The sequence below is a fragment of the Mesorhizobium sp. P3_A9 genome (assembly GCF_056402975.1).
In genome coordinates this window covers 1-3,051 of the sequence record NZ_JBFUGJ010000521.1, presented here as the reverse complement: position 1 = coordinate 3,051, position 3,051 = coordinate 1, and the positions used below count along the sequence as shown (strand labels likewise).

The window sequence follows — 3,051 nt, the reverse complement described above, 5'->3', positions numbered from 1 at the left end:
GTGTCTAGACAGCCATAGGTTGTTCCGCGGGGTAGGGCCTGACTGTGGTTGAGGTCTACCGATGGAGAACGAAACTGTTATCGACCTTTTTGCGGCGATCACGAAGATCGACACCGCGCGGTCGGCTGATGCGATCCTTCAGGCGTTCCGCTTAGCCATGGAACGCTACGGATTGCGCAATTTTCTGGTCACCGGACTGCCTGTGCCGCACGGTACGGACTGGCAGCGTGAAATTCTTGCTGATGGCTGGTCTCCTGAATGGCACCGTCGCTATGTCACGGAGGAATATTTTTTGCACGATCCTTGTGTCGCCCAGTGCCGGCACTCGCCAGAGCCTTTCCGATGGGGCGAGCTGCCCGCCGAAAGGCTGGTTGCACGCGCGAAGCTGGTCATGGACGAGGCGGCTGAGTTCGGGATGAAAGAAGGTATCTGCGTCCCAATTCATGTCCCATTGGCCGGGCCAGGTGTCGTCACTATGGCGAGTGACCGGATGGACGTTCCGCCAAGCGCCATGCCCCTTATCGAAACGCTTTGCGTGCACACCTTTCGCAGCCTCTCCGCGCTGGGAACACCCGCCGACGGCGATGAAACCACGCCCTTGACGGCCCGTGAGCGCGAACTCCTGGAGTGGAGCGCGCAAGGCAAATCCACCGATGACATCGCTTGTATCCTCGGTGTCACCAGGAACACGGTTGAAAGCCACCAGCGCAACATTCGAGCAAAGCTCGACGCGATCAATGTCGCGCACGCCATCGTCAAGGCGCTGCGACGGCAGGAAATCCAGATTTAGCAATACCTGAATTCCGTCATACGGACGGCAAGTCCATTTTTCTACGACCCTCCGCCTGGAGGCGTCATGGTTCGTATACATCTGGTCACTTGGGATAACAGGAAGCACTACAGGAAAATTCTGGAGCGCTACTTTCGGCTACGCTACGAGATTTACGTCAAGCAGAGGGGTTGGCGCGCCGTCGCACGGCCCATCAACATCGAGATCGACGCCTTCGACAACGAGCATACGCTTTATGTTCTGGCGCTTGACACCAACGGCAAGGTCGTCGGCGGCTCCCGTCTCGTGCCGACGCTGGAGCCGCATCTCATGAGCGAAGTCTTCCCGGTTCTCGCCGGCGGCAGGCCTCCGCGCGCGGCTGAAATTTTCGAATGGACGCGTTTCTTCGTCGTTCCATCCCTTCGCACGCACGGAAGCCCGTCGCCGATCGCCGGCTTGGTTCTCTGCGGTCTGCTCGAAATCGCTCAACGTCTGGGGGTTCGGCAGATCAGTGTGGTCTGCGAGACGTTCTGGCCGAAACGGCTGCGCGCCCTCGGCTGGACGCTGACCGAGCTCGGTGACGGTCTCGAACATCCCGACGGCGATATCATCGCGTTGCTGATCGACGTCACGCCCGAGGCTGTTGAACAGACGCGCCGCGCGTACGAAATCAACGGCGTCATACTTGCGGACATCGTCTAGGCTCGTATCCAGGCACTTTCGGGGAGCCCGCGAGGGGTCGATCGTTGGCGCAAATTCTACAGGCTTACCCCCTCGGTACTCGCTCAGAATATAGCTCTGAAGGAAGAAGAAGAATTCGGCCTGACCGGACCACGATATCGCCGCGGTGGCGCTGCGCCGACAAGCTCGCGTGTCGGCGGCTTCTCACCCATACGCGCATCCACTTTGATCGATTTGCGCCTGAGCCAGGCAGGCAACAATTCCCTAAACACGGATTTGAGATAATGCACCATGTAACGCCAACGCGCGTTGACGATCAGGGTTCCGTCTATGCCAAAGAGGGTCTCGGCTAGTGCGGCGCGGAAGCGTTCATGTGAGCCAGCGTCTCCACCGCTCGCTCGACCTTCTGGGCTGCAGCGTCGGTGTCCTGGAAGCACAGCATCAACTCGTGCTGCAGGAGCGCGAGCCTGGCAGCGCGGTAGATTGGACCGCTCCTGGCGATTTCTGGGTTGTAAGGAAAAGTCGGGCTCATGTGCCCAATCCTTCAGCCGATCGACCCGGCTCCAATCTGAGAGCCGGGTCTGGAGTCGGAGATCAGTAATCGTTGTTTTGGATGACGACGTGGCGATGACGGTGCATCGGGCGGTCGTCCGAACGCTTGATGACGACGACATCGTGACGATGATGCCTGCGCCAATGATGGCGATTGCCGTTGTCGTAGAACGCTTCGCTGCCATGCCGGCGATGATGGAGGCGACCGCCGTCCTCATTGATGACGACGGCTTGCGCACGGTGATGATGTCGGTGCTGGTTCGTGGTCAGAACGATCGCATCGGCCGAGGCAATCGAAGGCGCAGCCAAGCAAAGTGCCAGCGCGCCCAGAATCAGGGTTGATTTCATAATCAGTTCTCCGAGAATTTAAGTTGCCCTTCGCCACCTAAACATCGCTGCCACGATTTTGTTCCTGTGGCGAAACCAGCTGGCAACGGGCGCGGACCGATGGAGGCGCTGCATAGTGCTAGCCCTACAGGATCGCATCTGCTGCGGCTGGCGCGGATCAAAGCTGCGGAGGCCGCGCTTGCTGCTAGGCTGGCCGAACGCGACAAGGATTGCCGTGACGGTCATTCGACCCGTTACGACAGCCACCAGCAATCTACCGAGGCCCTTGCGGCCGCTCGGCGATCCCCGCAGCTTGGCTCTCAAGAGGGTATGATTGATGTTCCGCCGACATAGGGGTGTATGCCGCACAAAGACGGGGACGGATCTGCAATTTCACCCATCGCGCTCGTCCTGCACGTGACATCGGAAAAGGAAAGCGACACAGGCGACAGGGTCGGCGCAAACCGCCAGCCGCTGGGTAGCGCTTACAGGCGGCGCGACGGCTAACGCCAGCAATTCAGCGGGCGCGTCCAGCCCTCGCATGGCCTTGTGCAAGGCCGCGGCGACGGTCGCTAGATATCTTCCGGTTTGCGTTGTCGTTGGCGAGGTCTGGCGCGTGAGGCGCCATAGGAGAGTTATGCGCCTTGTGGTCGTCGGTCCACTGCTGCCGGACGGGGAAAGCTTCAGTCGAGGCCGCTCGGTCGGGGTGGGAACAGTCGATG

The 3,051-nt window shown here is 60.0% G+C and carries 4 protein-coding genes; 2 read left to right on the top strand and 2 right to left on the bottom strand.

All coding sequences use genetic code 11. From position 1 onward, the window contains the following. Window positions 1-61: 61 nt before the first annotated feature. Window positions 62-790: a LuxR family transcriptional regulator gene (locus tag AC1DX0_RS33735; protein ID WP_477223598.1), complete on the top strand. Its 729-nt coding sequence runs from the start codon at window positions 62-64 to the stop codon at window positions 788-790. A gap of 66 nt (window positions 791-856) precedes the next feature. Further along, window positions 857-1,471, top strand: coding sequence for an acyl-homoserine-lactone synthase (locus tag AC1DX0_RS33730; protein WP_477223599.1), 615 nt, complete (start codon window positions 857-859; stop codon window positions 1,469-1,471). 328 nt (window positions 1,472-1,799) lie between these two features. Here the strand turns inward: AC1DX0_RS33730 and AC1DX0_RS33725 are convergent, their stop codons facing one another. Further along, window positions 1,800-1,982, bottom strand: a complete 183-nt coding sequence (locus AC1DX0_RS33725) for a hypothetical protein (protein ID WP_477223600.1) — start codon at window positions 1,980-1,982, stop codon at window positions 1,800-1,802. A gap of 62 nt (window positions 1,983-2,044) precedes the next feature. Continuing rightward, a complete protein-coding gene (locus AC1DX0_RS33720; protein ID WP_477223601.1) occupies window positions 2,045-2,350 on the bottom strand; it encodes a hypothetical protein in 306 nt (101 codons plus the stop codon). Window positions 2,351-3,051 lie beyond the last annotated feature (701 nt).